At 39.9% G+C, this 25742-nt stretch carries 23 protein-coding genes, 1 tRNA gene and 1 pseudogene; 24 read left to right on the plus strand and 1 reads right to left on the minus strand.

Annotated features, from left to right (window positions below):
- The first annotated feature begins 230 nt into the window (after nt 1-230).
- Nucleotides 231-569, plus strand: a complete 339-nt coding sequence (gene glnB / locus FLL46_RS24805) for a nitrogen regulatory protein P-II (protein WP_142934796.1) — start codon at nt 231-233, stop codon at nt 567-569.
- A gap of 149 nt (nt 570-718) precedes the next feature.
- On the opposite strand, the gene FLL46_RS24810 is transcribed toward glnB, so the two are convergent.
- Entirely contained in the window at nt 719-1471 is a 753-nt protein-coding gene (locus FLL46_RS24810) for an outer membrane protein assembly factor BamD (protein ID WP_142934798.1), read from the minus strand.
- A 182-nt stretch (nt 1472-1653) separates the two neighbouring features.
- Between FLL46_RS24810 and rluD the strand changes: the two genes are divergently transcribed.
- The 23 genes and pseudogenes from rluD to FLL46_RS24925 form a co-directional block, all read left to right on the plus strand.
- Entirely contained in the window at nt 1654-2634 is a 981-nt protein-coding gene (gene rluD / locus FLL46_RS24815) for a 23S rRNA pseudouridine(1911/1915/1917) synthase RluD (protein WP_246119398.1), read from the plus strand.
- A complete protein-coding gene (gene pgeF / locus FLL46_RS24820; RefSeq protein WP_246119399.1) occupies nt 2634-3428 on the plus strand; it encodes a peptidoglycan editing factor PgeF in 795 nt (264 codons plus the stop codon). Before rluD ends, pgeF begins: the two co-directional genes overlap by 1 nt.
- 102 nt (nt 3429-3530) lie before the next feature.
- Nucleotides 3531-4205 (plus strand): lysophospholipid acyltransferase family protein, encoded by a 675-nt coding sequence (locus FLL46_RS24825; protein ID WP_142934800.1) that lies wholly within the window; start codon nt 3531-3533, stop codon nt 4203-4205.
- A gap of 149 nt (nt 4206-4354) precedes the next feature.
- Nucleotides 4355-6925 (plus strand): ATP-dependent chaperone ClpB, encoded by a 2571-nt coding sequence (gene clpB, locus FLL46_RS24830; RefSeq protein ID WP_142934801.1) that lies wholly within the window; start codon nt 4355-4357, stop codon nt 6923-6925.
- Nucleotides 6926-7031: 106 nt separating this feature from the next.
- Nucleotides 7032-8051, plus strand: coding sequence for a UDP-glucose 4-epimerase GalE (gene galE / locus FLL46_RS24835; RefSeq protein ID WP_142934803.1), 1020 nt, complete (start codon nt 7032-7034; stop codon nt 8049-8051).
- A gap of 160 nt (nt 8052-8211) precedes the next feature.
- Nucleotides 8212-8288 (plus strand) — tRNA-Val (locus tag FLL46_RS24840).
- A gap of 114 nt (nt 8289-8402) precedes the next feature.
- Entirely contained in the window at nt 8403-9095 is a 693-nt protein-coding gene (locus FLL46_RS24845) for an MlaC/ttg2D family ABC transporter substrate-binding protein (RefSeq protein ID WP_142934805.1), read from the plus strand.
- A 68-nt stretch (nt 9096-9163) separates the two neighbouring features.
- The gene (rfaH, locus tag FLL46_RS24850; RefSeq protein WP_142934807.1) at nt 9164-9688 is read left to right on the plus strand and encodes a transcription/translation regulatory transformer protein RfaH; all 525 of its coding nucleotides are present in this window, start codon (nt 9164-9166) and stop codon (nt 9686-9688) included.
- Nucleotides 9689-10084: 396 nt separating this feature from the next.
- Nucleotides 10085-12769 (plus strand): SLBB domain-containing protein, encoded by a 2685-nt coding sequence (locus tag FLL46_RS24855; protein WP_142934809.1) that lies wholly within the window; start codon nt 10085-10087, stop codon nt 12767-12769.
- 113 nt (nt 12770-12882) lie between these two features.
- On the plus strand, nt 12883-14280 hold the full coding sequence (locus tag FLL46_RS24860) for a capsule assembly Wzi family protein (RefSeq protein WP_168204315.1): 1398 nt from the start codon (nt 12883-12885) through the stop codon (nt 14278-14280).
- A 174-nt stretch (nt 14281-14454) separates the two neighbouring features.
- The gene (locus FLL46_RS24865) at nt 14455-15492 is read left to right on the plus strand and encodes a Wzz/FepE/Etk N-terminal domain-containing protein (RefSeq protein WP_210418813.1); all 1038 of its coding nucleotides are present in this window, start codon (nt 14455-14457) and stop codon (nt 15490-15492) included.
- A gap of 499 nt (nt 15493-15991) precedes the next feature.
- Nucleotides 15992-17029, plus strand: a complete 1038-nt coding sequence (gene gmd, locus FLL46_RS24870; protein ID WP_142934813.1) for a GDP-mannose 4,6-dehydratase — start codon at nt 15992-15994, stop codon at nt 17027-17029.
- Nucleotides 17026-17559 (plus strand): dTDP-4-dehydrorhamnose 3,5-epimerase family protein, encoded by a 534-nt coding sequence (locus FLL46_RS24875; protein WP_210418814.1) that lies wholly within the window; start codon nt 17026-17028, stop codon nt 17557-17559. The genes gmd and FLL46_RS24875 overlap by 4 nt, the downstream gene beginning before the upstream one ends.
- Before the next feature lies 1 nt (nt 17560).
- On the plus strand, nt 17561-17959 hold the full coding sequence (locus FLL46_RS24880) for a cupin domain-containing protein (RefSeq protein WP_142934815.1): 399 nt from the start codon (nt 17561-17563) through the stop codon (nt 17957-17959).
- 27 nt (nt 17960-17986) lie between these two features.
- Nucleotides 17987-18556, plus strand: coding sequence for an acyltransferase (locus FLL46_RS24885; RefSeq protein ID WP_142934817.1), 570 nt, complete (start codon nt 17987-17989; stop codon nt 18554-18556).
- Nucleotides 18546-19637, plus strand: a complete 1092-nt coding sequence (locus FLL46_RS24890; protein ID WP_210418815.1) for a DegT/DnrJ/EryC1/StrS family aminotransferase — start codon at nt 18546-18548, stop codon at nt 19635-19637. Before FLL46_RS24885 ends, FLL46_RS24890 begins: the two co-directional genes overlap by 11 nt.
- Nucleotides 19638-19670: 33 nt before the next feature.
- Nucleotides 19671-20795 (plus strand): non-hydrolyzing UDP-N-acetylglucosamine 2-epimerase, encoded by a 1125-nt coding sequence (gene wecB, locus FLL46_RS24895; RefSeq protein WP_210418816.1) that lies wholly within the window; start codon nt 19671-19673, stop codon nt 20793-20795.
- Complete coding sequence (locus tag FLL46_RS24900) at nt 20792-21904, plus strand: glycosyltransferase family 4 protein (protein ID WP_142934821.1); 1113 nt, start codon at nt 20792-20794, stop codon at nt 21902-21904. The genes wecB and FLL46_RS24900 overlap by 4 nt, the downstream gene beginning before the upstream one ends.
- Before the next feature lie 47 nt (nt 21905-21951).
- Entirely contained in the window at nt 21952-22710 is a 759-nt protein-coding gene (locus tag FLL46_RS24905; RefSeq protein WP_142934823.1) for a hypothetical protein, read from the plus strand.
- Nucleotides 22711-22755: 45 nt separating this feature from the next.
- Nucleotides 22756-24009, plus strand: coding sequence for an oligosaccharide flippase family protein (locus FLL46_RS24910; protein WP_142934825.1), 1254 nt, complete (start codon nt 22756-22758; stop codon nt 24007-24009).
- Between the two features lie 20 nt (nt 24010-24029).
- On the plus strand, nt 24030-24653 hold the full coding sequence (hisH, locus tag FLL46_RS24915) for an imidazole glycerol phosphate synthase subunit HisH (RefSeq protein ID WP_142934827.1): 624 nt from the start codon (nt 24030-24032) through the stop codon (nt 24651-24653).
- On the plus strand, nt 24654-25397 hold the full coding sequence (locus FLL46_RS24920; RefSeq protein ID WP_142934828.1) for an AglZ/HisF2 family acetamidino modification protein: 744 nt from the start codon (nt 24654-24656) through the stop codon (nt 25395-25397).
- 96 nt (nt 25398-25493) lie between these two features.
- Nucleotides 25494-25742, plus strand: a pseudogene (locus FLL46_RS24925) (N-acetyl sugar amidotransferase); the annotation flags it as partial.

Raw genomic sequence — 25742 nt, forward strand, 5'->3', positions numbered from 1 at the left:
TTACATAGACCATATGTTAGCACAAGCTTTGTCAGTTTTGTTTGCTTTCAATTCGGAAAAAGCCCGTTGAAATGATTTTCTTTTTATATGAGAAACAAATTGTTGAGAATGTCGCTGAGCAGATATATTCTTCTCGTTTACCAACGGGGAATTGCAAATTGAGGCATAATTGTCCGATAATTAGCCTATCGCGCTGTAAATTAACTGAATTGTGAGAGTAAAGGGTTACAATGAAAAAGATAGAAGCCATTATTAAGCCGTTTAAATTAGATGATGTACGGGAAGCTTTGAGTGACGCGGGAATTACCGGTATGACGGTAACTGAAGTAAAAGGCTTTGGTCGTCAAAAAGGGCATACTGAGCTATATCGCGGTGCAGAATATATGGTAGATTTTTTACCGAAAACAAAAATAGAAATTATTGTCGCTGATGATTTGCTAGACCTTTGCGTTGAAACCATTATGGAAGTGGCACGAACAGGAAAAATTGGCGACGGTAAAATATTTGTGACGCCTATCGAAAAAATTATCCGCATTCGAACCGGCGAAGAAAATGAGAGTGCTGTATAGATATTTTAAGAAAGAAAAGGCAAGGCTTGCTATCAAGGGGAAGTTTTTTTAGAAAGATGGCGTTGACAGTTGAAATAAAAAAGCGAGTGTTCATTGAACACTCGCTTTTTTGATCCTGAGTAATTATCTAATTACTATTCTTCTTATTGCTATCCTTCAAAATTAGGATAATTCAGTAGTAAAACTCTTCGTGTTCTTTCTGACATTTCAGGTAGTTCTAATAAATCATATGCAACCATCATCATTCGTAAAGCATAAGGAACCGAAGGCGTTTTAGGGTAGTGATCGACAACATAACGGGCTCGAGATGCGGCTGCCTGGTAGGCTTCTCGTTTCATGTAATAATTAGCGACATGAAGTTCATACTCAGCGAGTCGGTTGCGTAAATAAACCATTCTCTGCTGTGCATCTTTGGCATATTTGCTGTTGGGGAAAAGCCTGATTAATTCTGAAAAGTCATCGAATGACTGTCTGGCGGTGCTGGCATCTCTTTCAGAAAGCGGCGCGGAAAATAAATCTTTACCGATACCTGTGTCTGATGAGAAATTAATCAGCCCTTTCATATAATAGGCATACTCCAAGTCTTTGTGACGAGGGTTTTGGCGAATAAACCGGTCGGCAGCGGATACGCCAGAAGCAAAATCATCAAGTTTGTAATAAGAATAAATTAAATCGAGCTGAGCCTGGTGCGAATAAGCACCAAAGGGATATAAACTATCAAGGCGTTCTAAGTACTCGATTGCCGTTCTAAAATTTCCCGAAAGCATTGAATATTGTGCTTTTTCGTAAAGCTTAAATGCATTGTTAACTCGCTGTGCTTCAGTTAACACTTCTTTTTTGCCCGAACATGCGGAAACCACAACAAGAAGGAGGAGTGTGCTGACGATTTTTAGTATTCTCATTGATTCCTAAAGCCGTTAAAATAATCAATAACTAGTGCTTGATCGATTAATTCTATTTATAGTAGCCCTTTTGGGGCAGCTGTAAATCTATCGATTAAGCGTTTTTCTAACCATGTAAACGATTCATTCTACCTTACGGGGTTGGTAATCGCTATAGTAAGCAAACTAATAAGGCCGTTATAGTGACAAAAAGTTCACTTGAAGAGCAACAACAATTAATTCATGTTGATAAAATTCATGCCGGGGAACGACTTGACCGTGTTTTGGCGGTTTATTTTCCGGAATTATCTCGTTCCAGATTACAAGCCTGGATAAAAAATCAACAGGTTAAGGTCAATGATGAAATTGTGATCAAGCCAAAGCATAAAATCCTTGGGGATGAGCTATTGGAGGTGGTTACAACACTCGAAGATCAAGGCGAGTGGCAAGCTTCAGATATACCAATCACAATCCATTATCAGGATGAAGCGATCATCATTGTTAACAAACCTGCCGGATTAGTGGTGCATCCAGCTCCAGGTCACTACACCGATACGCTCGTTAATGGATTGCTCTATTTATTTCCTGAGCTAAGGAAACTTCCCCGAGCAGGCGTTGTGCATCGGCTGGATAAAGACACCACAGGATTGCTGGTGGTAGCGAGAACTGCCGAAGCCCACAATCATCTGGTCTCTGAGCTGCAGGACAGGGCGTTTAAACGTGAGTACCTGGCGCTGGTCCATGGAGAGATTGTCGCTGGCGACACTATCGACTATCCCATCGGTCGTCATGCGGTTAACCGCAAGAAAATGGCTGTTAATGCGCAAGGTAAAGAAGCGATCACCCATTTTCGAATTGGCGAGAAATTTAATGATTTTACTTTGGTGCAGGTTAAGTTAGAAACAGGGCGAACACACCAAATAAGGGTCCATTTCTCCCACTTAAAGCATCCGTTAGTTGGTGATCCTGTTTACTGTATTCGTAACCTGAAACCGAAAGGAATGAGTGAAAAATTTGAACAGGTGTTGGCGGGCTTTCAGCGACAAGCATTACACGCCAGAACACTCGGATTGACCCACCCGGTTAGTGGAGAATGGATGGAATGGGAATGCGAAGTACCTGCAGATATTGAGCTTTTGTTAGAAGCAATTCGTCAACATGATAAGTTACACGAGAAGCATTAGTGGCTGATAAATACTACGATATTGGCGATTCCTTTATTCATGCAGACTGGGCGGCGCCGAAAAATGTCAATGCACTTGTGACGACACGTGCAGGCGGTTTCAGTCAGGGCGTTTATGCGAGTTTTAATCTTGCGCACCATGTTGATGATGAGCAAGCTATGGTGGAGAAAAATCGCCGTAAACTTGAAAGCCATATTCGGCAAAACAGAAACATTAAACAGTACAGAGAACGTAGGTCGGATAATTCAATTTCTCTGTTTTGGCTCGATCAAATACACTCGAATCGATGTGTTCGTTGGGAGACTCCAAGCTGTTTGGTTTCTGCCGACGCTAGCTATTCTAGCGGCTCCAATCAGGTATGTGTCGTCATGACCGCAGATTGCTTGCCAATTTTGCTCACAAACTCCCGGGGAAATTGGGTGGCGGCGTGTCATGCAGGGTGGCGTGGACTCGCAAATGGGGTAATAGAAAACACAATCGCCTGTTATTCTGGCCCCGCGTCTGACTTAATGGCCTGGATTGGACCGGCGATCAGCCAGCCATATTTTGAAGTAGGGGCGGAAGTTTACGACCAATTTATTGCTTTAAACGCTGAGCATGAGTTGTTTTTTGAACCCAATTCACGACATCGGTTTCAATTCGATTTTATCGGCCTTGCCAGGCACAAATTGAGCGAGGCCGGTATTCAGGTTTTTGGTGGGAAACATTGCTCTTTCGCCGATGATAAACGGTTTTTCTCTTATCGACGTGATGGACAGACAGGACGCATGGCCAGTATGATCTGGTTTGAGTAGCGTTTGATCCAGTCGAAAGAGGCTCTTTTTATTAAACAAATAAGCCTTGTTAAGAAAATAAATATTTAGCCGAAATAAGTTTCAATTATTCTAAGGTTATCGATGGTTACTACAATTGTTTTAGTCAGTATTTTGGGAGGAATACTGATTGTTGGGAAAATTAATAATCGGGCAGACTGGGGGCACTGGGCGACCAATATTCTTGACGGATGGATCCGTGTTTATTGCAGCAAGTTTCATCGGTTAAGAAACACTCGATTGCAAATTCCGCTTGAGCCACACGTGCTGTTGGCCGCCAATCACATTTCTGGAATTGATCCTTTTTTATTGATTACAGCAACTGATCGTCCTATTCGCTTTATGATTGCCAAAGAAGAATACGAACGACCATTATTAAACTGGATGTTCCGCGCGGCCGGCTGTATTCCGGTTGATAGAAGTGGACGAGTGGAGAAGGCTTTTCGCAGCGCTTTAAGAGCGATAAATTCCGGCGAATTGGTCGCATTATTTCCACAAGGTAGAATTCATCGTGAAGATCAGGTTGATAAGGCAATTAAACCTGGCATTGTAAGACTCGCTCAATTAAGCGAATGTCCGATCTTTGCCGTGAGGATCAAGGGAGTTGGCGCGCCAGGCACGTTATTTAAGTCGGTTTTTTGTCGTAGCCAGATAACATTCGATACTCATCCGTTAATTTCGGTCGAACAAGCTTCGGCAATTGACTTTAGAATCAGTTTTGCAAAATGGCTACTAGACCAATCTGAAATGATTGATTAGGGTCAATCATTCGAGGAATCTTCCTTGAAATATAACTACCAACCCCCATCAATGAGTTATTGTTAAATAATCTTGAACGAGTATGTTAAGCGTTAGCTGGCTTAATGATTGCTGGTTTTGAGATATATGATTGATTTAAGGGGCTTCCCGTGAGAATGGATAAATTTACCAGTAAATTTCAACTGGCAATTGCAGATGCTCAATCACTAGCAGTGGGACGAGATCATCAATTTATCGAACCTGTTCATTTGATGACTGCATTACTTAATCAGGAAGGTGGCAGCGTTCGTCATCTGTTTACCCAAACTGGAACAAACCTGCATAGTTTGCGTAACAGTTTGGCTGAATCGCTCGATAAGTTGCCACAAGTTGAAGGCACGCCCGGAGATGTGCACATATCTAATGAATTAGCCAGGTTACTCAACCACTGTGATAAGTTGGCGCAGCAACGCAAAGATCAGTATATATCCAGCGAGTTATTTGTACTTGCAGCCGTTGATGATAAAGGTGAACTAGGGAGAATTCTTAAGTCGTTAGGTGTTAACAAAAGCGCAATGGACGCTGCAATCGAGCAGATCCGTGGTGGTCACGCAGTTGACGACCCTAACGCGGAAGAGCAACGTCAGGCGCTTGACAAATTTACCATTGATTTAACCGAGAGAGCAGAGCAGGGAAAGTTAGATCCAGTAATCGGAAGAGACGATGAAATTCGTCGAACTATCCAGGTTTTACAACGACGTTCAAAGAATAATCCTGTCTTAATTGGCGAACCGGGCGTGGGTAAAACGGCCATTGTTGAAGGTTTGGCTCAGAGGATAATTAACGGAGAGGTTCCCGAGGGGCTGAAAAATAAAAGAGTTCTGTCTTTAGACATGGGAGCATTAATCGCCGGCGCCAAATTTCGTGGTGAATTTGAAGAAAGGCTCAAAGCGGTTTTGAATGATTTAGCTAAACAAGAAGGGCAAGTCATTCTGTTTATTGATGAACTGCACACAATGGTCGGTGCAGGTAAATCAGAAGGTTCGATGGATGCAGGAAATATGTTGAAACCAGCACTGGCGAGAGGAGAACTCCACTGTGTCGGAGCGACTACATTGGATGAGTATCGCAAATATGTTGAGAAAGATGCTGCACTTGAGAGAAGGTTTCAGAAAGTTCAAGTTGGAGAACCGACGGTTGAAGACACAATCGCTATCTTAAGAGGGTTAAAAGAAAGATATGAGGTTCACCATGGTGTTGATATCACCGACCCTGCTATTGTGGCTGCAGCAACCTTATCCCATCGATATATTTCTGATCGCAAACTACCCGATAAAGCCATCGATTTGATTGATGAGGCAGCCAGCTTAATACGAATGGAAATTGACTCTAAGCCTGAACAGATGGATCGCTTAGAGAGAAAGCTGATTCAGCAAAAGATTCAACGCGAAGCATTGAAAAAGGAAAGTGATGATAGTTCTAAGAAACGATTAGCAGAGTTGAAAGAAAATATATCTAGCATGGAAAGAGAGTTTGCGGAGCTTAATGAAATCTGGACGGCGGAAAAAGCTGCATTGCACGGTACTCAGGCGATTAAGACTGATTTAGAACGAGCTCGAATTGAGCTGGAAGCGGCGAAACGTGCGAGTGATTTAACACGAATGTCTGAGCTGCAGTATGGGCGGATTCCTGAATTAGAACAACAGTTGGATATGGCCGCGCAGGTTGAAATGCAGGACATGACGTTACTGAGAAATAAGGTCAGCGAAAATGAGATAGCGCATATAGTATCGAAATGGACCGGGATCCCCGTTAATAAGATGCTTGAGGGAGAGCGAGAAAAATTACTTAAAATTGAAAAGCATTTACATACCAGGGTCATCGGACAGGAAGAAGCGGTTTCTGCTGTATCCAATGCAGTGCGTCGGTCCCGAGCCGGTCTTTCTGATCCTAATCGTCCTAACGGTTCATTTTTATTTCTCGGGCCTACAGGTGTCGGAAAAACGGAACTCTGTAAAGCACTAGCAAACTTTTTGTTTGATTCTGAAGACGCCATGGTTCGGGTTGATATGTCCGAATTTATGGAAAAACACTCGGTTGCACGATTGATCGGTGCGCCGCCGGGTTATGTGGGTTATGACGAAGGCGGTTATTTAACGGAGCTGGTACGCCGCAAGCCATATTCAGTGATTTTACTCGATGAAGTTGAAAAAGCGCACCCTGATGTGTTTAATATTTTGCTTCAAGTGCTGGAAGATGGGCGTCTTACCGATGGGCAGGGAAGGACTGTTGATTTTAGAAATACGGTAATAATTATGACGTCGAATTTAGGCTCTGATCTTATTATGGAGTCTGCAGGGAAGGAGAACTACGAGGCCTTGAAACAAAAGATTACCGATGTTATCGGTGATTATTTCCGACCCGAGTTTCTGAACCGAATTGACGAAACCGTGATTTTCCATTCTTTGGAAAAAGAGCATGTGAAGCAAATAGCCTCGATTCAGTTAAAACGATTAGCTAACCGTTTAAAGGAAAATGGTATTTTATTTGATTATTCAGATGAAGCTTTATCGAGTATTTCTGATAAAGGGTTTGACCCGGTTTATGGCGCCAGGCCTTTAAAACGGGCCATTCAACAGTGGGTTGAAAACCCGCTGGCAGAGAGAATTCTGGCCGGTAAAATTGAACACCAGAAACCTGTACTGCTAGACATTCATGGTGGGCAATTGGTCTTTAGATAATCCAGTCTAAAAATAATCGCCAATAACACCCACGACAGATTGCCCCCAAGTGGGGGCTTTATATATAATTTCGGCCAATTCATTTCTTGATCATAGAGATTAACTGATGCCAAAAAAAATTCTGGTCACTGGTGGGGCTGGTTATATCGGTAGTCATACAACACTTTTATTGCTGGAAGCTGGCTATGAAGTGGTTGTGGTTGATAACTTATCAAATTCTTCCCTTGAGTCGCTCAGAAGAGTTGAAAAAATAACTGGTAAATCAATCACATTCTATAAAGTTGATCTTCGTGATCGGACTAAACTTGAGTCGGTTTTTGAGGAACATCAAATTGAGAGCGTCATCCATTTTGCGGGTTTAAAAGCCGTAGGTGAGTCGACTCAAATTCCACTCGAATACTATGAAAATAACATCTATGGAACAATTATTTTGCTTAAAGTAATGCAACAGTTTAATTGTTATCAGTTAGTTTTCAGCTCTTCAGCAACCGTATACGGCGATCCTGCATCTGTTCCAATTACAGAAGATTTTCCCACTTCAACAACAAACCCTTATGGAAGTTCCAAGTTATTTATCGAGCAAATAGTGAAGGATCTTGCTGAATCAAACCATCTTTGGAAAATGGTCATTTTACGTTATTTCAATCCAGTCGGAGCACACGAAAGTGGCATGATCGGTGAAGATCCCAAAGGGATTCCTAATAACTTGATGCCTTATATTAGCCAGGTGGCAGTTGGGAAACGTGAGAAGTTATCTGTTTTTGGTTCTGACTATCCAACGATAGATGGAACGGGGGTTCGTGACTATATTCATGTTGTTGACCTTTCTGATGCTCATGTTAAAGCAGTTCAGAGTTTTGAGGGGATAGAAAGCGTAGCAACCTTTAATTTAGGTACTGGGAACGGTTTTTCCGTTTTGCAAATGGTGAAAGCGTTTGAGGAAGGTTCGAATAAAAAAGTGCCTTACGAATTAGTGGCCAGGCGGCCCGGGGACATTGCGGAATGTTGGGCTGACGCCAGCCTTGCGGAATCAAAATTAGGTTGGAAAGCCTCCCGTGGCTTAAAAGAAATGATCGGGGATACCTGGCGTTGGCAAAATAAAAACCCTGATGGTTATGAAAACTGATTTTGACTATGACATATTCAAAGTAAAAAATTTAGTTTGTCCTCTTGCGCAATTTTATCTTTCTGATAACATACGCGCCTCGTTTCTGGGAAGATTTGTACTACTTCGCCGAATTGGCGGTTTCAGAAGCGAACAAAGATATTGATCCGTCAGGCATTTTAGTCGCGTAGCTCAGTTGGTTAGAGCACCACCTTGACATGGTGGGGGTCGGTGGTTCGAGTCCACTCGCGACTACCAGTTTATTTGAAGTAAACTGCGTAAGGGACATATAATAGATGTACCATCTCGAAAAAAATGCGAAGTTGTGATTCATTTGTATTTTTTCCAATCCTTTTAGAGTAATCTTCACGGATGATATTAAAAAAGCTCCCGATTTCAGTGTCCTATTTAAAATTCCTTATTGGTTTGATGTTATTTGCTAATCTGTCTGTTGCTTACGCATCGTCTATCGATTCAATTGAGCATAGAAACATCCTCGTTGAAAACCATTTTAAAAGCATCATTTACGATATTAATCAAACACTTAGCAGTAAACAAAAAGAGTTTGAGAACTCGCCAGCTAAACTTGTAAAATACGTCGATGAGGTCTTAATTCCTATTTGGTCCTCAAGCAAAACTATGTCAGGTTTGTTGGGTAAAAAGTATTGGAAAGGCATATCAATACAACACAAAACACAATTGATCTCGAGTTTTAACGACACTCTTCAACGCTATGTTCAAGAGGGATTCAAGCTATACGATGGACAGCGACTAGAGTTTGTTAATGTGAAACTCCATCCCCAAAAAGCATACGGTTTTTTGACCGTTAAAGTTATTCCGACCATTTTGCCCAGTTTTAACGTCGACTTTAAAATCCGACAAATCGAATCTAATTGGGTGTTATACGATGTAATGGTCAAGGGTGTTAGCTATATAAAATTGAAGAAAGATAGTTTTCGAAAACTGCATGAATCCAAAGGCGTGGAAGGTGTGCTTAGTTCAGTTAATGAAAAAAATAAAGGCTATCTACAATCTAGCTATAGACCTAAAACTCCCTGCTCATAACTGAGTTGATAGAGCGTTACTTTGCATTACTCTATACATTCAATCTAATCCAATTTAAAATTTGCAGTATGAGTTTAGAGCCCTCCAAACACAATATGACTAATAGCTGGTATCTAGCCACAAGTAAACCTCGTCAAGAACTTCGGGCCATAGAAAACCTTACAAATCAAGGGATTAAAGCCTATTCTCCTACGATCAATGTCGAAAAAATTAGGGCTGGTAAGCGTAAAATTGTTTCTGAAGCAATGTTCACTGGATACGTCTTTGTTAACCTTTCTCCTGAAGACGGTTTGTGGCACAAAGTTAAATCTACACGAGGAATTCGTGACTGGGTCAGGTTCTCTGGAGAAACAGCCAAATTACCAGAAAAGTTGGTAGAAAGCTTCATTTCTCAAGAGTCGTCAAATACCAATAAAATAACGAAAAAGTGTTTTGATGAAGGTCAATCTGTAAGAGTATTATCAGGGCCATTTAGAGGTTTAAAAGGAATTTATGAAGCTAGCAGTGGAGAAGAAAGATCTATGATTCTTATAGATTTTTTAGGTAAAGTTAACCAATTAACTGTCAAAAATGAACAGATAGCGACTGATTAGATATCAAACCTTACTTTTTCTTAAGAATGCCTTCTTTTTTTAACAGGTTTTGGCTGTTTTTAACATTACCTTCGGGTATAATCTCGCGCACTAAATCGGGTCGTTAAAATAATTGAATATTGCGGTCTGAAAAACTAATCATAACCAATGAGATATTGACGCAGGGAAAGATATTTTTAATCTTCAGCCAGTTTTTCTAGCCGAATTGTCTTTTTGCTAGTTAATATTAAGTATTAACTCTCTCGATGATCTCGTTGGAACTAATTTAGCCAGGTACTTTGAGAGCCATAACTTAAGGGCGGTAGCGTGCCTGAATTTGTGTAAGTCTTGTAAAAGTTACAAAATTAATTTCCAAAAGCGCTTTTCTGGCTAGTTAGATAATTTTTCGAACAATATATGCGAACAAAAAATATGGGAATAAAAATAACTTCTATTATTACCGGGTTGATTATTTCGTTATCTTCTATTGCGGCGCAAGTCGATCGCTCTCAACTTGAGAAGCAGTGTAAAAATATTACACCTCAACAGCGCCAGATGGCCAAAGCCGCTGGTTATGATGTTGATTCTGTTTGTTCATCGCTGAGAGATTTAACTTCCAAAAATGATAAAGATGATAATGGCAATTTAGAAACTGTTTTACCTCGAGGTTCGCAAGTGACGGTCGATGAACGAGGTGTAATAAGGAATCAGAATAATTCTGCCGATGTCGAGATGTTTGACCTTCAGAACTCGCGTAACAAAAAACAGAATTCAAAAGGACTGAAGCGATATGGCTATGATTTGTTTGCTGGCGTACCAACTACCTTTGCTCCCGCAACTGATATTCCTATTCCTGTAGATTATATTGTAGGGCCGGGAGATCGTTTTCAGATTCAGTTGCTCGGAAAGGTTAGCGATAGTTACGAGCTTAGCGTAGATCGAAATGGATCGATCAGCTTTCCTGAACTTGGTCCTATCACGGTAACCGGTCTTAAATTCACTGAAGCAAAGCAATTAGTCCAACAGAAAGTCAATGAACAAATGATTGGTGTTAGAGCTGTTGTTTCTTTAGGGGAATTACGTTCTATCAGAGTATTTGTATTGGGTGAGGCATTTAAACCAGGCTCATATACTGTTAGCTCTCTATCCACTATGACTAATGCATTGTTCGCCAGCGGTGGAATTACTGAAATAGGATCTTTGAGGAAAATTCAGTTAAAACGCCAAGGAAAAGTGATATCGACACTCGATTTATACAGTCTCTTACAACATGGTGATACAAGCAACGATGTTCGATTACTGCCGGGTGATGTGATTTATATTCCACCAGTTGGAGCCACCGTTGGTATATCAGGAGAAGTCAAAAGACCCGCTATTTATGAATTAAAAGATAAAAGCACGTTAAAGAATTTGATCAAATTAGCAGGGGGGTATTCTGCTAATGCTTATCCGAATATTTCGCATATTTCTCGAAAAAATAAAAGCGGATTTACTTCAGTTATTGATGTTGATTTAAGTCAATCATCTTCCCAAAAGACACTTCTAAAAAATGGCGATCAAATTGAGATTAGCACTGTATTAGAGCAATTAGAAGATGTCGTCCAGCTAAGCGGCACATTTAATAGACCTCGCGCCATCGAGTGGTCCAAAGAACTGAGTCTAGGAGATGTCATTCATTCTGTTAAGGATTTTAATGAGAATACAGATATGAATATTGGTTTGATTGTGCGTAAAGAAATGCCTTTGCGGCAGGTATCAGTACTTCACTTTAATCTAAAGAGCGTAATTGAGGAAGGCAAGGATAGTCGCATATTGTTACAGCCTATGGATGAGATAATTACATTTAGTTTATATGCAGAAGAAAAGAAAAATACTTTTGAGCAAGAGCTTCAGGAACTTACAAGCCTCCAGCAAAGATTGGAAAAGCTTGAGGATTTTGAGCTAGAAAAAGCGGAAAAAGCAATTGATCCTGGCGAAGAAGTGCGAAAAAGTGATGAGCTGGTAGAACTCATTAAAAAAGAAAACATTCGCTCTAAAGTACTCGTTCCTATTGTTAAAAGATTAAAAGAACAAACTTCAGATGGCGGATTGATTAAAATTGTTGATATTAGTGGAAATATAAGATTTCCAGGCACATATCCATTAACTGAGGGAATGGCGGTAAGGGATTTAATATTGCTTGCAGGTGGCCTGAAAGAAGCATCTTACCTTGGAAATGCGGAAGTTACGCGAAGAGATCTAAGTAACCAAGAATCTGCGACTATTAAACACATTGACATTAATTTAGCTGAGCAATTAGTTGGAAAAAGTTCTTTCAGGCTCAGTCCAAAAGATAAACTAGCAATTTATGCGACGCCAGAATATCGAGAGCATTTAACTATTGTGCTTGAAGGTGAGGTTCGCTTTCCCGGTTTGTATGAATTTAAACAAGGAGAGACTCTTTCTCAAGTGATTACTCGTGCGGGAGGGTTCACGTCTATGGCATATATTCAAGCGGCATTGTTCACTCGAGCTGATCTGAAAAAACAAGAGACAAAGAGGTTAGAAGAATTAAGAGAGAAAATGCGGGAAGATATCGCTGCTAGTGAGCTGGAAGATGCGGCAGCAGGAAGAGGTTCATCGTTAAAAGATGCTGAAAGCCTGCTGAATGCACTTTCGGAAACTGAAGCTCTTGGCCGCTTGGTTATTTCTTTAGAGGATATCGTTACCGGTAAAAAAGACGATATTCAGTTGAAGGATGGTGATCGTTTGGTCGTTCCCACGTTCCGTCAGGAAGTTTCAGTTATTGGGGAGGTACAGCATTCAACATCTCATATATTTAACGACGATTGGACTCTAGATGATTATTTGGAAAAAAGCGGGGGATTAACTAATCGCGCAGATGATGATCGAATATATGTTGTTAAAGCTGATGGTTCAGTATTTCTTCCAAATCAAAGCGGGTGGTTGACACATCAAAACGAAATGTTAAGTCCTGGAGATACAATAGTTGTTCCATTGGACACAGATAGAATTAAGTCTCTGACACTTTGGACAAATGTAAGTCAAGTCATTTATCAACTTGCACTGGGAGCCGCGGCAATCAAAAACTTAAGTAATTAAGATCAGTTATTAATTAAAATATTTAAGTTTTTATGAAACATTACCTATTTGTTGTTGGTTTGTTGGTTTCCTCTGTTAATTCCGAGCCTTGGGTCGATACCCGCGATGAATTTTTGAGAGCTGATATAGAGCTACTTGCGGATCAAGGAATAATAACAGTACCAATAACAACTTATCCGTTGATGTGGTCAGGTATTATTAAAGACTTGGATGATGTTGATATAGCTGATATTTCAACGAATTATAAGGATGTTTATTGGCGAGTTAAAAAAAGTGGGAAAGAGGCCTTATATAAGAACTTGAGACAGGTCAGAGTTTCTTTATCGAACCAAGAGCAAACGATTCGAAGTTTTGGTGATGAGGGTCGTGCTAAGGCAGAAATAAATGCCCGGCGTTCTGGGATGAATAAACGGTTTGCATGGAATATAGAGATTACTAGGGTTCGGAGCCCGCAAGATAAGAAAACTGTTCGGTTTGATGGTAGTTATGGTTCTGTTGTTTCTGGCAATTGGATAGTGACACTTGGGGCAGTTGAAAAGTGGTGGGGACCAACTTGGAACTCAGCAATTTTGCTATCTAACAATGCTCGACCACCTGTAGGGATCTCGGTTCAGAGAAACTATTCCGATAATTCAAGTAACCCTATATTTGGATGGTTAGGTGCTTGGACTTTCAATGGCTTTATCGGACAGCTCGACGATCAACGTGTAATTAAGGACACTAAATTAACAGGATTGTCGTTTAGTTTTAAGCCTCATCACTCGGTAGAAATTGGGTTGCGTGCGACAGGATTGTGGGGAGGAGAAGGACGGACAGAATCTTTCACTAGTTTGATTGATAATTTCATTGGGAATGACAAATGTGAACTAATTTCTGAAAGACACTGTTTGGATTTATATGGAGATGATTACTACAGTCAAAATGGCCATCGGTTAGCTGGACTCGATTTTCGTTGGAAGTTGCCATTTGATTACCCTGTGAGTTTCTATGCGAGTTTATACGGAGAAAATGAGTCTGAATTAATTCCATCGAAAACTATACAGCAATTTGGTTTAACCTCGAGTTTCCAAATTTTTGGTTCGCATTGGAAATGGTTTGCAGAATCAAGTGACACATCGAGTGGAAAAGGTTTTAGTCAAACTTACGAAAGTCCTGTTTATCAAACAGGGTATCGTTATTATTCTAGAAATATAGGCTCAACTTATGATAATGACGCAGACGGTGTTAGCCTTGGTGTTCTAGGGGCCTTAAATAGACAGAACAGATTTAAATTTTCAATTTCTAGTATTAAAATGAATCAAGACAATTCAAATCGCTCGGATGTTGTTTTACCTACTATAGGTAAACAAACTGTTGATATTAAACGAATTACAATTGATTGGTCATTTCAGTATTCTAAGTTGGGCAATGTCAATTTTGGGATTAGCTATTCTGACAACATATATGATGAGTTTATAAAAATTGAAGACAAGACGCGTTTTTCGCTTGATTGGGAATATCGGTTGCAGTAGCCATGCGGCAGAAACCTGCTTGGACAAGATACAATAAGTTCTAAATCGTTAATTCTCCTAACTAGTGCTTGATAAAATTAGTTTGTTAGAACGCGGATAATAATTAGAAAGTTAAGTTCCCATCCACCAAGAGATTTAGCACCGGTTAACAGTTAACAACTAGAAATTACAAATATGACAGAAAGCAATAACTCAAGTTTAGAAAACAAAATGAATGATCTTGCTGCTCGCAATTCGCGACTCGAGGCAGAACTTTCTTTGTTAGCATCCCGTTCACAATACCCGGTTTCTGACTCTCTTCAATCAAGCGATGAGATTGATTTAAAAGAGTTGTGGTCTGCAATCTGGCAAGGTAAGTGGTTAATTGTTGGAATCACTTTTATTTTCGCTCTCGGCTCTATTTTTTATGCTCGAAGCTTACCCAATGAATATAGAGCAACTGTATTATTAGCACCAGCATCATCATCAAATTCTTCTTCACTAGGAAAGTTAGCTGGGCAGTTTGGTGGCTTAGCTTCACTGGCAGGAATTAATCTAGGCGGTGCTGGAGCTGAAGATAAATCAGTTGTTGCAATGGAGATTATTAAAACTTGGGGGTTTCTAGAAAAATTTATTGAAGATAACAATATTCAAGTTGAAGTCTTTGCGGCAAAAGGTTGGGATAAAGCGAATAACAAATTAGTGATAGATTCTGAGCTTTATGATGAAATCAACAAAAAGTGGGTGCGAAATTTTGATTCAGGCAAAGGCCAGAAAGCTGAGCCGAGTAGTTGGGAGCTGTTTGATAAAATACAAAGTAGGATTGGCATCAGCCAAGATAAAAGCAGTGGTTTAATAAGCTTGTCTGTCGAATATTTTTCGCCGGAAATTGCAAAATTATGGACCGATGACTTAGTAAAGGCGATTAATGCCCATGTTCAAAAACAAGATAGAGAAGAAGCTATTAAAAGTATTGCTTATTTAAATGATAAGATAAAGGAAACCAATGTCGCTGACATGCAATCAGTTTTCTACCAATTAATCGAAGAGCAGACTAAAACACTAATGCTTGCCGAAGTTAGTGAAGAGTATGTCTTTAAGACAATCAGCCCCGCTAAAGTGCCGGAACAGAAAGCTAAACCAAAACGAGCTTTGATCGTTGTATTAGGTATTATGTTGGGTGGAATGTTAGCTGTAATGATTGTGCTCATCCAACATTTTCGTAGGTCATAACTGATTTGTTAGCCAGAAACATGAATCGAGATCCGAATGGGAGTTGCGATTGATCGATCATGAGGTAAAGATGACTCGATTGATACAGGTTAACAATACAAAACTAAGTGTCTCAGTATAAAATCATTCGCTCATTCGAGTGAATGTATTGCTATTATGTAGATGGTTGGATAGTAGCGTTCAGTACCGCAATAATTACCTATGACAAGTAGGCTTTTCTGAAATCATAGAAAGCACTTACCTATACATCTATCGGCATCGTCCAGCGCAAGAAAAACTGAGGGGGGTGCTCTTGAAATCATCGAGGTTCAGGACGGTATATCTCGTGGAGACGAAACATTAGGTTTCAGTGGGCGCTATGGCTGTTAGGAAATTACAAGTTTAGTTTTCGACTTGCGAAGTAAAATACATTGGGCGTGGAAGATCTTTAAATAAATCGAGTGCTCAGCATTCTTCGAATGGTCGGGAATAAAAGATTAATGTTAATTGTGGAGAGAAAATGAATAAAAGAAATGTAGCATTTCTTACGGGTATCACAGGTCAGGATGGTTCGTATCTGGCCGAGCTATTGTTAGATAAGGGTTATGAGGTTCACGCTATTCTAAGGCGAGCTTCGCTTTTTACAACGGCGAGAATCGAGCATCTACTAACCCATAAAAATCTCACGACTTATCACGGTGACTTAACTGATTCAAGTAATCTACATAGATTGATTTCAGAGATTAATCCAACTGAAATATACAATCTAGGTGCACAGTCTCATGTAGGAGTTTCGTTTGAAGTTCCAGAATATACAGCAGAAGTGACAGGTATAGGAACCGTTAGGCTTCTTGATGCGATTAGGGATTCGAAAGTCAATTGCCGTTTTTATCAAGCATCTACTTCAGAACTTTTTGGTGGTCTACCAGGCACAGAGCCGCAGAGTGAGTCAACTCCTTTCTATCCGAAATCACCATATGGCGCAGCTAAGCTATATGGCTACTGGGTTACCGTTAATTATAGGGAATCTTATAATATGTTTGCCTGTAATGGGATTCTTTTCAATCATGAGTCTCCTAGACGGGGGGAAACATTTGTTACAAAGAAAATTACCAAGGCTGCTGCTCGAATTTCTCAAGGTAGACAGGAAATTCTCACCCTTGGAAATCTTGATGCCAAAAGAGACTGGGGGCATGCTAGGGATTTCGTGGAAGCAATGTGGCTAATGTTGCAGCAAGATGAGCCTAAAGATTATGTGATTGCGACTGGCAAAACTTATACTGTTCGAGATTTTGTGAATCTTGCTTTCAATGAGGTTGGTTTCGATCTTGAGTGGGAAGGCAGTGGGCTTGATGAAGTCGCTAAGGATTCCAAAACAGGTAAGGTTTTGGTGAAGATTGATCCTAGGCATTTTAGACCTGCAGAAGTGGAGCTTTTACTAGGTGATCCGGCTAAGGCTGAGAAAGAGTTAGGATGGACGGCAAAAACATCACTAAAAGAACTAGTGGCTGAAATGGTCAAGTATGACTTAGCTCATGATTCTTATGGTGGTGAATGATGGCAATTGAATTTAATACGACAGAATCGACCAAAATAAAGGATCTTAAGGTTATCACGCCATCGGCGTTTGAAGAAACTAGAGGTTCAATATGGACTTCATACACTACCGGTGAGGTAGGTACTCTTTTGCCAAAAGATTTGTTCTTCAAGCATGACAAATTTTCGGTTTCAAAGAAGAATGTTCTCCGAGGTATCCACGGAGATCATAAATCGTGGAAATTGGTGTCGTGCGTATCAGGAAGTATTTTGCAGGTCGTGGTAGATATGCGAGAGGACTCTGATACTTTCTTGCAGTGGGAGAGCTTTGATTTAGGTGGTGATAATCGACAGATGATCTTAATTCCGCCTGGGTTAGGAAATGCTTTTTATGTTAAGAGCGATTTGGCTACGTATCATTACAAGCTTGCTTATGACGGAGATTATGCCGATGCTGATGAACAGTTCACTGTGAAATGGAACGACCCGAGAATAAATATAGAGTGGCCAACGACAGATCCAATACTTTCGGAACGAGACAGGAGATTATAAAGTGCAAGTAATTGAGCATGACGGACAAATTATTTCAATTATCTATAGAGATGAAGACTGGGTCAAAGGCCTAAACTTTATTACTCCAGGTGATATGTTTGTCCAAGTAGGTTCTTGGTGGTATGACCAAGGTAAGGTCCTTGCAAAACACGTACATAAAGATTTTGATCGCGTGGCAAAACGAACTCAAGAATGTGTGTATGTGCGCAAAGGTAGTATGCGCGTTACTGTCTACACAGAGGAGCTAGCTGTTTTAGATACGTTTGACCTTAAAGAGGGTGAACTTGCAGTTTTTGCATACGGTGGGCATGGCTATGAAATACTCGAAGATGATACCCAGATTATAGAAAGTAAGAATGGACCATTCATTGATGTAGATACCGATAAAACTAAATTCTAAACAAAGTATTTTATTATTGGAGTAACCGTGCCTGAGAATATTTTCTTTGATAGATCTGCATTAAAAAAATGTGGGAAAAATGTCATTATTGGAAAGACTGTTCGAATCAGATATCCCGAATTGGTTTCAATTGCAGATAACGTAATTATTGATGATTTCACCTATATATCGACCGCGCTCGAAATTGGCGATCATGTGCATATTGCTGCGGGTTGTAAGATAATTGGTGGAACTGAAGCCAAAGTTTCAATGGGGTCATTTTCAACGCTTGCGCCAAATGTAGTTCTTGCTGCCGGTAGTGATGATTACCGATCCGGTATAGCTGGTCCTCTTGTTCCAAAAGAATATAAAGGCAATGTAGAGGTAGGTTTTATCGAGATAGGTAGGCATTCTATTGTTGGAGCAAATACAACTGTTTTGCCGAACGTTTCTTTCAATGAAGGCGCGTCAGTCGGCGCTCAATCTTTAGTCAAAGAATCCCTAAAAGCGTGGAGTTTAAATGCGGGTGTTCCATCACGTTATATCGGCGATCGCGATGCAATCGAAATTCAAAAATTAGAAACCATGTACAAAGAGAGTATCTCAAGTGACCAATAATTTTATTATGCAAATGCGGCCTTTATTTGGCGAAGAAGAAAAGAAAGCGATCTGTGAATATATGGATGAAGATGGCTTTATTACGGAGTTTAAGCGTACCCAAGAGTTTGAAAAAATGATTGCGGAGTTTACTGGTGCGAAGCATTGTATCGCCGTTAATAATGGGACTATCAGTTTAACTTTGGCCGCGATGGCCGCAGGTGTAGAAGCGGGTGATGAGGTAATCGTTCCTAACTACACTATGATAGCTTCGCCAAATTCCTTAAAAATGTTTGGCGCTGTTCCGGTTTTTGTTGACGTCGAAGAGAGCACCTTATGCCTTGACATTAATTTGGTGGAAGCCGCTATTACGCCGAAAACAAAAGCCATCATGCTCGTATCTGCCAATGGTCGTTATCCTGATGCTGGAATCGAACAATTTTTAGCGCTGTGCGAAAAGCATAATTTGAAGTTGATCGAAGATTCAGCTCAATCGCTGGGTTCCTATTACCCTGACGGAACCCACATAGGTTGTAAGGGATTGGTCGGTAGCTTTTCATTCTCGGCGCCTAAAATAATTTCGACAGGTCAAGGCGGAGCGATTATTACAGATGATGACGATGTCGCGTTACGCTTAAGAAGGCTTAAAGATTTTGGCCGCGACGGTGGAGGCACTGACGTGCATGAATCTATCGGTTTCAATTTCAAGTTTACCGAGCTGCAAGCTTGTATCGGCATCGAGCAAATGAAAAAGCTTAGCGAGCGAGTAGAGCGTAAAAAAGCGATCTTTTTGCGCTATAAAGCGGGTTTGGAAGGCGTCGAGCAAGTAAAGCTGTTTGAAAATAATGTATCGACGACTGCGCCATGGTTTTATGACGCATTGGTAGAGCGACGCGAAGATTTGATCGCGCATCTAAAAGGAAAGGGGATAGGCTCTAGAGTCATGTACCCACCAATTAACCAGCAAAGAGCCTACGCTGAAGATGGAAGTTACCCAACATCAGAATTGATTGGCGAAAAAGGATTATGGTTGCCTTCTGCGGTTCAGTTAACCGACGAAGAGATCGATTACATCATTGAATCTATCAAAGAATTTTACTAGCCATTTTACTTTAATGGGTTACTACAAATTTATATGAAAAAGATACTCAGTATATTCGGAACTAGACCAGAAGCCATAAAAATGGCGCCGCTAGTGAATGGGTTGAAAAAAGATAATCGATTTGAGTCTCGCGTCTGTGTCACAGCACAGCACCGCGAAATGTTGGACCAGGTGCTGCAACTCTTCGACATACAGCCTGATTATGACTTGGATATCATGAAAACGGGGCAGGACTTGTACGACTTGACTTCAAATATATTGCTAAAGTTAAAACCTGTTCTAGAAGAATTTCAACCTGATTTGGTTTTGGTTCATGGAGACACGACGACGACATTTGCCGCGAGCCTTGCGGCCTTTTATCAAAAAATAAAGGTCGGACACGTTGAGGCTGGTCTAAGAACTGGCAATCTTTACTCGCCATGGCCTGAAGAAGCGAATCGTTGCTTAACCGGGGTTATTGCCGATTTTCATTTTTCTCCGACGAAGATTTCCAAGCTCAATTTGATAAAAGAGGGCAAGCAAGAAAATTCAGTCTTTGTAACTGGAAATACAGTAACGGACGCATTGTTAGACGTCGTTGAAAAGATTAAAGCTGACCAAAATCTTCAGCAGGAATTTAGTAGCAAGTTCGATTTCTTAGCGCAGGACAAGAAACTAATTCTTGTGACCGGACACCGTCGAGAAAGCTTCGGTGAAGGGTTTGAGAATATTTGTAAAGCAATTGCCAAAGCCGCTTCAACCTATAAAGACTGCCAGGTCGTTTACCCAGTACATTTAAACCCGAACGTTCAAGAGCCGGTAAATCGAATTCTAAGTGGATTAGATAATGTTTTTCTAATTGAACCGCAGGATTATCTTCCCTTTGTATTTTTGATGCAGCGGTCTTGGATTATTCTGACTGATTCAGGTGGCATTCAAGAGGAAGCGCCATCATTGGGTAAGCCTGTGTTGGTCATGCGTGATACTACCGAAAGACCCGAAGCCGTTGAAGCTGGGACCGTTACTTTAGTTGGAACTAATATCAAAAAAATAACATCTCAGATCGAATTATTGCTCACCGATCAAGCGCATTATCAGAAAATGAGCAATTTAATCAATCCGTACGGCGACGGCACCGCTTCAAAACGCATTATTGATTTTATCGAGAATAATCTATGAAAACAGTTTGTCATGTTATAAGCGGTTATTTTAGAAATGACGCCAGAGTCTTCAAAAGACAATGCTTATCTTTAAAAGAAGCAGGGTATGAAGTTTCCATCCTAACCAATGATGGCGAGCCAAATGAAGTTCTAGAAGGTATCAATATCTATGCTTGCGAGCAAGTTTGGCCAAGGTGGAAAACGTTACTTTTTGCCTTGTATCAATTTAAAAAGCAAGCGTTGCAAATTGACGCCGATATCTATCAATTACATTCTCCAGAGTTATTACCTTTGGGAGTGATGTTAAAGAAAATGGGCAAAACCGTTATTTACGATGCCCACGAAGATATGCCAGCGCATATTTTGGAAAAAGAATGGTTGCCGCAAGTTTCTCGGAAATTCATCTCTGTTGTTGTCGCTAAATATATGAATCGTGTTTACCGAAAGATAGACGAAATTGTCAGCCCGCATTCTCACGTGGTACAGAAAATAAATGAAGAAATTGGCAAAGGTGTTTTGGTTGCCAATTTTCCATTGATTAAAGCGTTAGACCCGGAGGTCATTGAAAACGTTGCCAATAGAGACCTGATTCTATGTTACTCGGGTACCGTTTATGCCTATAGCAACCAAGAAGCCACCATTGAAGCGATTTCTTCGATCGATAATGCGGTATATGAGGTTGCAGGTTATATGGACGAGCAGCATCAGCAGGACTTACTCGCGATGCCAGGTAGTGAGAAATCCAAATTTCACGGCAGAATCGATCAAGTGGCTTTGCGAGAGCTTTATTTACGGTCTCTAATTGGGGTAGTCATTTATGATTATAAACTCAATCTTGGCCATAATTTGGGCTCTTATGGCACCAATAAAATATTCGAATATATGGAAGCCGGCCTTCCCATCATTTGTACTGACTATATTCTTTGGAAAGAGATCATTGATGAGTATAAATGTGGAATTTATGTTAAGCCGGGTGACGTAGCTGCAATTGCTTCAGCCATAAACACAATCAATGGTGACAGAGAACTAGCTAGAACGATGGGCATCAATGCTCGCAAAGCGGCTGAGGAAAAATTTAATTGGGTCACCGAAAAGAAAAAGTACATTACTGTTTTCAATAAGTACTAATTCCAAATAATTAGCAAAGTTTAGATTAGATAATTGAGTTCGATACGATGGATAATGACAATATAGCCTTTTTAGTTTCTTCGTGTGACAAATACAGTGACTTATGGGAGCCATTCTTCACTAATTTTTATAAGTATTGGCCTGATTTCCCCTATAAAGTTTACTTGATAAGTAATCATAAGAAGTATGAAGATGAGAGGGTTACGACAGTATGTGTAGGAGAAGATCTATCGTACGCAGATAATCTTAGAACTGCATTAGACCAAATCCAATCAAAATGGATTCTATTGTGGATGGACGATGTAATATTTTCTGCTGACGTTGATACCGAAAAAGTTAAAAGAATTGTGAGAGAAGCAGAAGCCCTAAACGCCGGGTATGTTAAACTATCCACCGATTTGCCTATTGTTTATGACTCTAAAACTGATTTACTTATTGGTGAGCTCCCTAAGGGCGTCAAATACAGATCGGCTATCGGTTTATGTTTAATTCAAAGAAAGGTCCTGTTGGATTTAGCAGAGCCCGGCTTCAGTGCATGGGATATGGATAAGTCTGACGCTTCGGATTCAATGGAAGAGCTATTTTGTGCACTTACAAAATCCGCAACAAAGAATCCACCATTTAAATATATTCACGCTTTGATCAAAGGAAAGTGGCTGTATACCGCTGTTGGTGAGTTGAAAAAAGAAGGTTTTAGTGAGTTGGTAAAGTCTCGAGAAAGACAGCCATTAACTGCATATTTATATATAGTTTTGTATTTATTTCGTTCAGGTATCTATAAGTTTTTTAATAAGTATTGGTATTAGGTTTGAGCCAACAGGTATTAAAATTATCATTTGCCACCATTGTTAATGAACGAAATTTATAAAAATATATATAAACTGTCTTCGGGAACCGCGGTTGCCCAAGCCATACCTCTTCTGGCATATCCATTCCTCACTAGAATATTTTCTCCGGAGGATTTTGGGACTTTTGCTACTACTATCTTATGTTCTTCGCTACTTGGAATATTCGCTAGTGGGTGTTATGAGCATGCCATTTTAATAACAAAGTCTAAAATAGATGCTGCAAATGTCATTGTGCTGACATTGCTAAGAAGCTGTTTAATACTTCTAGTATCTTTCCCTGTCATTTGGCTGCTTAATAACGAGCTCTCAATTTGGTTTAATGATCCTGAGCTGGCGACATCATTATATTATGCCCCATTAATTGCTTTGGGCGGGATCATATATGCTTGTCATTCTGAGTGGTTGATCAAGTATAAAGAGTATTCGTTTCTTGCAAGGAATCGTATTTTTCAGGGAGTTTTCTTAGTCGCTTCCAAAATAGTTATAGGACTTGCTTTTGTATCTAGCCAGGCGTTAGTTATTGGAGAACTAGTTGGGCGTTTTTTAAGTTCGATTATGTCAATAATGACGATTGCAAAGATCGACCATAAAATATTCTTAAAAATTTCTCGGCCCCGGATTTCAAAACTAAAGAAAAGGTTTTCACAATTCCCGAGAGTGATGGTCTTTGATCAATTTGTTAATATTTTGGGAGGGTCGCTGCATGTTCTATTCATTGGCACTGCTTTTGGTCCGAAGGAATTAGGCTATGTAGCTTTGTTGTTTTCAGCTTTGTACCTTCCTATAACAATTGTGAGCTCATCCATAAAAGATGTTTTTAGACAGCAAGCGAGTATTGAATATTCAGAGTATGGATCATGCAGGCGTCTTTATTTAAGTCTTTTTAAGGTGATCGCGTGTTTTGGATTGTTGGTTTTTACGCTTGGATTTTTTCTTTCGCCTGAATTATTTCCTCTCGTTTTTGGCGAAGATTGGAGGATAGTCGGCGAATATGCTCAAATCATGATGGCGATGTATTACCTTAATTTTGTAAGTATGTCTTTAGGAGGGACCTTAATTTTCGCGGAAAAAATTAAGGTTTCTCTTTACTGGCAAATTCTAAGTATAGGTTTGAGCACCGTTGCTCTATATATTGGATGTTACGTAGTTGGTGATATTGTTAGCTGCTTAGTCTACTTAGCTATCGCCAGGTCGGTGAGTTATTTAATATATATCTTCCTGTCTTATTACTATTCATTAGATCATTCTAGATTATAGAGCTTTTATAGGAGCGTTACATGTCTCTAGTAATAATAGATTATGGTATGGGGAATATCGGCTCAATAGCGAATATGCTAAAGCATATATCTGTTCCATATTCTATAGAGTCTACAAATTCTGAAGCTATTTATCAGGCTGATGGTATAATACTTCCCGGAGTTGGAAATTTTGCCAAAGCAATGTATTTGTTAAATGAGACAGGGATTTCAGATATCATTAAAGAAGCTGTGCTTGGTAGAAAGATTCCTATCTTGGGGATCTGTCTTGGAATGCATTTGATGTGTGACTCTAGCGAAGAAGGCAATGTTAAAGGCTTAGGGCTTATAAAAGCGGATGTAGTAAAATTTAAGTTTGATCATCCAAGTGTATTAAAAATTCCTCATATGGGATGGTCTAAGGTAAAAGTTCATCAAGAACACGACCTCGTTAACTCCCTCGATATCGACTCTCGATTTTATTTTGTCCATTCATATTTCGTAAAGTGTAAAGAAGCGAGTGACGTTTTACTTTCGGCTGTTCATGGTTCTGAATTTACGGCTTCATTTCTAAAAGATAACCTATTTGGTTGTCAGTTTCATCCAGAAAAAAGTCATAAATTTGGTATCCAATTATTTCGTAACTTTGCTCAGTGGTGCGCTTAAATGAATCATCGTGTTATTCCTTTTTTAGGTCTCGATTCAGGGAACTTAGTAAAAACGATTAAGTTTAAAGATCCTAATTATATTGGTGATCCAATAAATGCCATTCGAATTTTCAATGCAAAAGAAGTCGACGAACTTGTTATTCAAGATATTAGGGCAACCACACAAGGAAATGGTCCGAACTTCGATTTGATAAAAGATATGGCTTCAGAAGCTTTTATGCCTATCGCCTATGGGGGAGGGATAACATCAATTGAGCAGATTGAAAAATTGTTTAAAAGTGGGGTCGAAAAAGTTTCGTTAAATTCAGCTGCATTGAAAGATCCCAAGATAGTACAAGAAGCGTCAAAAGCATTTGGGGCTCAGAGTATTGTCGTTAGCATTGATGTCAAGAAGAGTTTTTTTGGTAAGAAGTATATTCCGTATACTTATGCTGGTAAAAAGAAACATGATTTAGGGCTTCAAGATACATTAAAGCTTTTTGAAGATCAGGGAGCTGGAGAAATCATTATTAACTCCATAGATAATGATGGTTCGATGACTGGCGTAGATTCTAGCTTAATCGAAATGTGTTCGAGTACATTATCTATTCCTTTAGTGTATGTCGGCGGTGTTGGCTCTTTGCAGGACATAAAAAATTCTAGAAACTCTGGTGCGTCAGCGACGGGCGTAGGTTCGATGTTTGTATATAAAGGACCTAGGAAAGCTGTGCTAATTAGCTATTTTAATCTTAGTGAATCGTGAATCTTCAAGTTACTCTTGCTAACTAAAGTTATTGTAAATTTTTAATATAAGGTCAATAGTTATATGTCAACTTATAGAATTTGTGAACGTTGTGTTATGGACACGACAGCAAAAGAAATCGTATTCTACGAAGATGGTAGATGTTCATTTTGCAAAGAGTTTGATGAGCGAATTAGTCTTGAAATTCACAACGACTTACCAGATGACTTCTTAAAGACCTTTGCTGAACAAGTAAAAAAAGATGGTAAAAATAAAGACTATGATTGCCTTATTGGAATTAGTGGTGGGGTGGACAGCTCTTATGTTGCGTACCTTACTAAGCAATTAGGATTGAGACCGCTTGCC

The organism is Aliikangiella coralliicola (assembly GCF_007004725.1).
GTDB classification, from domain to species: Bacteria; Pseudomonadota; Gammaproteobacteria; order Enterobacterales; family Kangiellaceae; genus Aliikangiella; species Aliikangiella coralliicola.

What these genes read in the sequence shown, in the direction of transcription:
- galE (WP_142934803.1), top strand. Translation starts at nt 7,032, where the DNA reads ATGCCAAAAAAAATTCTGGTCACTGGTGGGGCTGGTTATATCGGTAGT.
- FLL46_RS24875 (WP_210418814.1), top strand. Translation starts at nt 17,026, where the DNA reads ATGATGGCAATTGAATTTAATACGACAGAATCGACCAAAATAAAGGAT.
- FLL46_RS24845 (WP_142934805.1), top strand. Translation starts at nt 8,403, where the DNA reads ATGATATTAAAAAAGCTCCCGATTTCAGTGTCCTATTTAAAATTCCTT.
- FLL46_RS24810 (WP_142934798.1), bottom strand. Translation starts at nt 1,471, where the DNA reads ATGAGAATACTAAAAATCGTCAGCACACTCCTCCTTCTTGTTGTGGTT.
- wecB (WP_210418816.1), top strand. Translation starts at nt 19,671, where the DNA reads ATGAAAAAGATACTCAGTATATTCGGAACTAGACCAGAAGCCATAAAA.
- hisH (WP_142934827.1), top strand. Translation starts at nt 24,030, where the DNA reads ATGTCTCTAGTAATAATAGATTATGGTATGGGGAATATCGGCTCAATA.
- FLL46_RS24825 (WP_142934800.1), top strand. Translation starts at nt 3,531, where the DNA reads ATGGTTACTACAATTGTTTTAGTCAGTATTTTGGGAGGAATACTGATT.
- FLL46_RS24905 (WP_142934823.1), top strand. Translation starts at nt 21,952, where the DNA reads ATGGATAATGACAATATAGCCTTTTTAGTTTCTTCGTGTGACAAATAC.
- glnB (WP_142934796.1), top strand. Translation starts at nt 231, where the DNA reads ATGAAAAAGATAGAAGCCATTATTAAGCCGTTTAAATTAGATGATGTA.
- FLL46_RS24855 (WP_142934809.1), top strand. Translation starts at nt 10,085, where the DNA reads ATGCGAACAAAAAATATGGGAATAAAAATAACTTCTATTATTACCGGG.
- rfaH (WP_142934807.1), top strand. Translation starts at nt 9,164, where the DNA reads ATGAGTTTAGAGCCCTCCAAACACAATATGACTAATAGCTGGTATCTA.
- FLL46_RS24920 (WP_142934828.1), top strand. Translation starts at nt 24,654, where the DNA reads ATGAATCATCGTGTTATTCCTTTTTTAGGTCTCGATTCAGGGAACTTA.
- gmd (WP_142934813.1), top strand. Translation starts at nt 15,992, where the DNA reads ATGAATAAAAGAAATGTAGCATTTCTTACGGGTATCACAGGTCAGGAT.
- FLL46_RS24865 (WP_210418813.1), top strand. Translation starts at nt 14,455, where the DNA reads ATGACAGAAAGCAATAACTCAAGTTTAGAAAACAAAATGAATGATCTT.
- FLL46_RS24910 (WP_142934825.1), top strand. Translation starts at nt 22,756, where the DNA reads ATGAACGAAATTTATAAAAATATATATAAACTGTCTTCGGGAACCGCG.
- FLL46_RS24900 (WP_142934821.1), top strand. Translation starts at nt 20,792, where the DNA reads ATGAAAACAGTTTGTCATGTTATAAGCGGTTATTTTAGAAATGACGCC.